Raw genomic sequence first — 5861 nt, 5'->3', positions numbered from 1 at the left:
TCGTAAACCATCGAATGGTAGGAGGTTTTAAACAATCCACAGTATCTCCAACAGTATAGCATATAGACCTTGGAGAGGGTCTATAAACACTACTACTTTATAATACGAGGATGTGGGATTTTGACATTTAATAATGTTGTTGATCGTCAAATTCGGCTGTCAGATTGGATATATAAGAATTTAAAACCGACAAAAATGATAAGGGCGGATTTTTACAATTCTTTCCAAATACTCGAAATCGTGCGCGAGTATCTGCCTTGGGTAACACACGAAGAACTTAAACAAGCAATGGCTAGATGCGGATTTTATGCAGACTTTACATATTACGATGATGAGCATAGCACTTTAATTTTTAATGTATCTAGAAAAAGTTTGCGGAGATTAGAAAGGAGACAGAACAATGACAGAATATGAAGAGAAGAAGTTAGAACAACTTGAACGAATTGCTGATGCGCTAGAGGGAATCAATGACAATCTAACCAAGTTGTCTGATTGCATTGGCTACATACCGCCGAATCATTTTCAAAGTAAAGGGTATTACTTTTTACGAATTGCAGGAAATGTTGATACAAATTAAGAGAAACGCCCTCATCTAACGGCAATTAGACAAGGGCCATGTATCTATCTTGATGCCTGCCAGCGTTTAAGAAATGATACATGAATATTATAACAGATATTCAGTGAAAGGAATAGGTGAAATTATGGGATACGAGGTAATTAATGAAGAATTGAAGATTGCAGCTTGTAGCGTTTGTGACTTAACGCTTGAAATGACACAATCTATATTAAAAAATTGGCCAGATGGAATCAGTATTAAAGAGTTGACAGTGTTCACGGATAGTAGAAGTGGGTATCTTGTTTTGAATAAAGAGTCCGATTTGTATGATGTGCTTCTTGCTACTGCTGAAAAATATCTATCCGCAGATACTGCAGGGCGAAATGAAATTATAGAAAATATACCGGATATGTTGCGAGGTTCGTTGATAATTATGCAAAAGTTTAGAATTAATAATGTTGTGAAGCGTGAAATCTTCTATGCATCTAGGGGCTGTATAAAAGAATGCGAAAGGCGTGTTTTGAAAGAAATATTATGCAAAGCAGAAAATCCATATTCTGCAGTAATGAATGCGTTTCGGTACGGTGTCATTCGAGGAAAAAGAACAGAGCGCAGAAGAAAGGCAGGTGCAGTCAATGAAGCCAATTAATACATACAAGAAATGCTTATGTTGCGGAAGAAAGTACCAAGCTACAGCAGAACGGGAGAAATGCTTGTGCGGGGGTCATTTGTACCTGATCGGCACGGTTTACCAGCCGAAAATCATGAGAGGAGGCAAATAAAATGCTTTACAGAAGTGACATGTTGAAAGAGATAGAAAGGGCGTTAAAGGATGCAGCATATGCAGATGTACGAAAAATTTACATGCTTTTAGTAGGTGCCGGACTTATCAAGGAGGAAGAAGAGTATGAGCGTGAAGATTAAAATATCATATACCACAGACGAGGAACTAGAAGAGGTTACAAGACCTCTTTCCTCTCTTGTGAAGAGTTGGAAGAAACAACCGGCAAAGGGGAGGTATAAAAGGGCTTACGGTATCTTGAACCGTGAACGAAGCCCGAGCGAAGCGGGAGAGGGGGTTAATTCGTGAATGATTCAAATTTAATACCGAACACCGAGCGAAGCCCGAACGAACTACGGGAAATGGGAAGAAAGGGAGGTATCAAGAGCGGAGAGAGCCGGAGAAGAAAGAAAAGGCAGCGGGAAATTATGAAGCTATTGGCAGAAAATTTCAGTAAATCAGAAGAGTGCAAGAGACTACTGGAATTTATGAAAAGAACATTGCAATAAGCTGCGACATTTGATATAATTATTTTAGAGCAAATAGAATAATATAAGTACCGCACTGGGTTCCTCTCATCTCAGTGTAAGCCTATACAGGGCGTGGGAATAGCTAAAGTCGTGAAATGCGACCATAGCCGTTCTTACGTCCTTTTTTATTTGTTCTATATTCTTCTTTTTTTATTTACACTATTCTTTTTTCAATTTTATGAATAGCCGACCGGGCGTAAAACGGGGAAAGGACATGAAAAGCATGGAAGAAAATGCAATGAACACCAGTACACAACTGGGCGGAAATAAAACACAAACACAGCAGGCGGAAACTGAAAAGATGTTCACACAAGAAGAAGTGAATAGAATTGTGCAGGAACGTCTTGCAAGGGTAAAAACACCAAATGAACCGAATCAGAGTGAACTCGACTTGCAGGCGCGTGAAAATGCGTTGTATGTCCGTGAACAGGTAGCCGAATTTGGACTGCCAAAAGAGTTAGTGGATGAGTTCAAGGGGATGGATAAAGTAACCGTAGACAAATGTATTAAGATAATCGCCCCATATGTGCAGAAATTGAAAGAGCCGATACTAAACGCTGTCGGACCGACTAATAACGGGGCAAGCGGTACAGAAGCCGCTCAAATTCGTGCTGCTATGGGGCTAAAGAGATAGGAGAGTAAAACATGGCTATTGAATTAGTAACCAAATACCTGCCTTATGTAGATGAACTTTTCAAGGCAGAAAGTAAAAAATCGCTACTGACAAATGATGATTTCGATTGGACAGGGGCAAACACTATAAAAGTGTATAAAATTGGAACGTCTGAAATGAATGATTATGACAGAGCTGGGACGGGGAGCGGAGCAACAGGTTCACGCTATGGGAATGTTAGTAACCTTGATGCAACAACTCAAGCAATGCTCGTTCGAAAAGACCGTTCTTTCACATTCGTAATTGACAAATTAGACAGTGACGAAACAGGAAGTACATTGGAGCCAGCTTCGGCACTTGCAAGACAGTTAAGAGAAGTTACAGTGCCGGAAGTGGATTCTTATGTGTACGGCAAGATGTGTGAGGATGCAGGGACAAAACCGGAACCAGTAACATTGACTGCTGATAATATCTATACTGAGATTGTAAAAGCGACAACGGCGCTTGATGATGCGGAAGTACATGAGACTGGAAGAGTTTTATTAGTTGTTCCTACAGTATATCAGATTATGAAACAGAGTAAAGAAATTGTACTCAACACTAATGTTGGTGAAGATATGCGATTAAAAGGGGTGATCTCAAATTTAGATGGTATGAATGTGATTAAAGTATCATCTTCACGAGTACCAAAAGACTTTGGGTTTATGGTTGCACACCCTTGTGCGACAGTAGCACCGACAAAACTTGCAGAATACAAAACACATGACAATCCTCCGGGAATCAGTGGCTACTTGATTGAGGGACGTATCGCATATGATGCACATGTACTTGATAACAAGAAAAAGGCGATTTACTACCAGCAGAATAAAGCTGCAGTGTAAAAATAATATAAATACCTCGAGCTTTCAGTTTTGATTGTTCGGGGTATTTTTTGAAAGGTGGCGCAAATGATGGACAATGAACAGTTAGTTGCCCGAATCAGAGCCGGAGTTGATACTGCTGATAATATGCTTATACTGTATGAGCAGAATCATGGATTCATTCATAAAATGGCGTTGAAATATTCGGGATATGCAGAAATAGAAGATTTAAAACAAGAGGCTTATATAGGATTGTGTGCAGCAGTAGAGCACTATGACGAGGATAAGGGCGTGGCGTTTATCAGTTACGCAGGCTTTTGGATTAAGCAGACTATGCAGCGGTATATTGATAATTGTGGCGGTGTGGTAAGACTTCCGGTCCATGCGAGAGAGTGGATAGCGAAATACAAGAAGATATTGCGGGAATATCGCCAATATTATGGCAGTGAGCCGTCTGAGCGTGAGCTGTGCCATCTTTTAGGTGTTGACCGAGAAAAGCTCCACACAATACAGGAAAATGCGAGAATTGGGCAGATAAAGAGCCTGAGCGAAGTTGTGGGCGGAGAAGAGGAAGATTTTACGATTGAGGATACCATAGCATCAGATGAAGATATAGAGGCAGATGTGGCCGAAAGATTAGATACTGCTGCCATGAAGAAAGAACTGTGGATTGCTGTTGATAAACTGCCAAGGGAGCAGTCAGAAGTCATCAGGAAAAGATACCAGCAGAGCATGACCAGGAAAGATACAGGAGAGGCTCTTGGTATTGCTGCAGGTGCGGTGCAGAATTTGGAAAGCAAAGCCATAAGAACGCTTAGAATCCCAAGTAGATCCCGGAAGTTTAAACCGTACTTTGAGCAATATCTGTCAGCACACAGCTATCACCATGTAGGTGTAGAGAATTTCCAAAGGACATGGATGAGTGAGGTTGAGCGTGAGGCGTTGCGGGAAATGGAATGGGAAGAGGAGCATAGGCGCATCATGGAAGAGAATGCAAGAATCAGGAAAATGCTAGGGTATGCATAGCGGTGTTGTGTGATACTAATATGATACTGAAATATCTGCAATAGATAAAATTAAATGATTTTGATGTGAATTTAGCGGTTAAAAAGCAGAATAAAAATCCGAAAAAGTATATAAAAACATGAAAGACATTGTGCAGAAATAGGCAGTGCGAATAAAATAAGAGGTAGAACTCCGTATGCTTGCATACAGGGAGGACTGCCTCTTGTTTTATTCATAGGGCATATGCCCGTCAAGCGAACGAGCCTGCCTCGTGAGCTTGTGAAGCACTGCCGTAGTAAGATGACTTGTAAGAAGGTGTGTCGCATTTTTTGCTTTATGGGGCGTCACCCCACAAGCGAACGAACTTGTTCGTGAGCTTGTGTACGCGGCTTATGTATGCTTGGAAATATTTCAAGAAGACATTAAAGGAATGCGCAGATAGTAGAGGTATTGTCTGCGTTATTTTTTGTGATTATAATGGTGTAAATAATTACAAAGTATGATATTATGAGAAATAAACAAATTAGAAGCTGGAGGTGCTTTGAAATGAGTAAAAATAATAGATTTGAAGTAGTGTATCAAGAAACGGGATTAAAAAGTGAGAAAACAATATATGTTGATAAAGAGACAGGAGTAAATTATTTTTTTATTGCAAGTGGATTTGGAGGTGGTTTAACACCACTATTAGATGCGGAGGGAAAACCTATTATTACAAAATAAATCATAACATTAAGAACTAATTTAGGTATGGGTGTTTTTTATGATTGGTTTTTCAGGATGTGGTTCAGTATTAAGCACTGAATTGACTCCGGAACAGTTGTATTTCGATGATCATAGTATTATAGATATGTTTGTTTATGAAGATGCTGCCTATGTAAATGTTACAGATATAGACGGGGTAAAAAATGAGAATTTCGAAAAAGACAAATACATTAGAAAAATAAGCAACATTGGGATAACAAATGACTTCAATAATTGGGATGCTACTCTTTTGCCTATCAGAACCGAAATCTATGAGTTCGACAATAATCAAATATTATTGGAAGATCTAGGGGAAAAGTTTGTTCCATATGTGAAATATGTTGAGAGATAGGGAGAGTTAACACAATAATGCTTGTTGTAGTGACAAATTCCATTAACATTAAGATTTGAAATTAGAGGTGATGAGATGAACGGTGATTATCTATTGTATGTTATATTTGCAATTATGGCGATTGCCTTTTGGAATGAAAAGGGTAGTTGGTTATTTGCAGGATATAACATGATGAGTGATAAGGAAAAGCAAAAATATGATCACAAAAAATTATGCAGAGTAATGAGTTGCTGTGTAGGAACTGTCGATATACTTCTGATAATATCACATATCATGGGTGACAATGAAAAATCAGAAAATATTTTTACCCTACTAGAGCGTGTTTGAAAATTATGAGTTTTTGATTATTTTATCCAAATCAGGATTGAAGCAAGGCATATAAACCCCATATATGTGAATGCCAACTTATCATAACGAGTGGCA

Annotated in this window: 11 protein-coding genes; all 11 read left to right on the top strand. The window is 39.0% G+C overall.

Features of this window, described 5'->3' with window-relative positions; genetic code table 11:
• The first annotated feature begins 400 nt into the window (after positions 1–400).
• The 11 genes from ACTQXY_RS14920 (at position 401) to ACTQXY_RS14870 (ending at position 5765) form a co-directional block, all read left to right on the top strand.
• Entirely contained in the window at positions 401–577 is a 177-nt protein-coding gene (locus tag ACTQXY_RS14920; protein WP_441660127.1) for a hypothetical protein, read from the top strand.
• Positions 578–701: 124 nt separating this feature from the next.
• Complete coding sequence (locus ACTQXY_RS14915; protein ID WP_441660126.1) at positions 702–1205, top strand: hypothetical protein; 504 nt, start codon at positions 702–704, stop codon at positions 1203–1205.
• A gap of 134 nt (positions 1206–1339) precedes the next feature.
• On the top strand, positions 1340–1480 hold the full coding sequence (locus ACTQXY_RS14910; protein ID WP_441660125.1) for a hypothetical protein: 141 nt from the start codon (positions 1340–1342) through the stop codon (positions 1478–1480).
• Entirely contained in the window at positions 1464–1646 is a 183-nt protein-coding gene (locus tag ACTQXY_RS14905) for a hypothetical protein (protein WP_441660124.1), read from the top strand. Before ACTQXY_RS14910 ends, ACTQXY_RS14905 begins: the two co-directional genes overlap by 17 nt.
• The gene (locus ACTQXY_RS14900; protein ID WP_441660123.1) at positions 1643–1846 is read left to right on the top strand and encodes a hypothetical protein; all 204 of its coding nucleotides are present in this window, start codon (positions 1643–1645) and stop codon (positions 1844–1846) included. Before ACTQXY_RS14905 ends, ACTQXY_RS14900 begins: the two co-directional genes overlap by 4 nt.
• Before the next feature lie 235 nt (positions 1847–2081).
• On the top strand, positions 2082–2501 hold the full coding sequence (locus ACTQXY_RS14895) for a hypothetical protein (RefSeq protein ID WP_441660122.1): 420 nt from the start codon (positions 2082–2084) through the stop codon (positions 2499–2501).
• 11 nt (positions 2502–2512) lie between these two features.
• Positions 2513–3361, top strand: a complete 849-nt coding sequence (locus ACTQXY_RS14890) for a hypothetical protein (protein ID WP_441660121.1) — start codon at positions 2513–2515, stop codon at positions 3359–3361.
• Between the two features lie 66 nt (positions 3362–3427).
• Positions 3428–4366 (top strand): sigma-70 family RNA polymerase sigma factor, encoded by a 939-nt coding sequence (locus ACTQXY_RS14885; protein WP_441660120.1) that lies wholly within the window; start codon positions 3428–3430, stop codon positions 4364–4366.
• A gap of 525 nt (positions 4367–4891) precedes the next feature.
• A complete protein-coding gene (locus ACTQXY_RS14880) occupies positions 4892–5065 on the top strand; it encodes a DUF6440 family protein (RefSeq protein WP_441660119.1) in 174 nt (57 codons plus the stop codon).
• Positions 5066–5105: 40 nt separating this feature from the next.
• Positions 5106–5438 carry a hypothetical protein gene (locus tag ACTQXY_RS14875; RefSeq protein ID WP_441660118.1) on the top strand — a complete coding sequence of 111 codons (333 nt, stop codon included), beginning with the start codon at positions 5106–5108 and terminating at the stop codon, positions 5436–5438.
• A 75-nt stretch (positions 5439–5513) separates the two neighbouring features.
• Positions 5514–5765 (top strand): DUF3784 domain-containing protein, encoded by a 252-nt coding sequence (locus ACTQXY_RS14870; RefSeq protein WP_441660117.1) that lies wholly within the window; start codon positions 5514–5516, stop codon positions 5763–5765.
• The last annotated feature ends 96 nt before the right edge of the window (positions 5766–5861 follow it).

Source organism: Faecalimonas sp. LCP19S3_D12, from assembly GCF_052121495.1.
In the GTDB taxonomy this organism is placed as follows: Bacteria; Bacillota; Clostridia; order Lachnospirales; family Lachnospiraceae; genus Faecalimonas.
The sequence above is the reverse complement of the archived record's forward strand: the minus strand, read 5'-3'. Positions and strand labels throughout refer to the sequence as shown.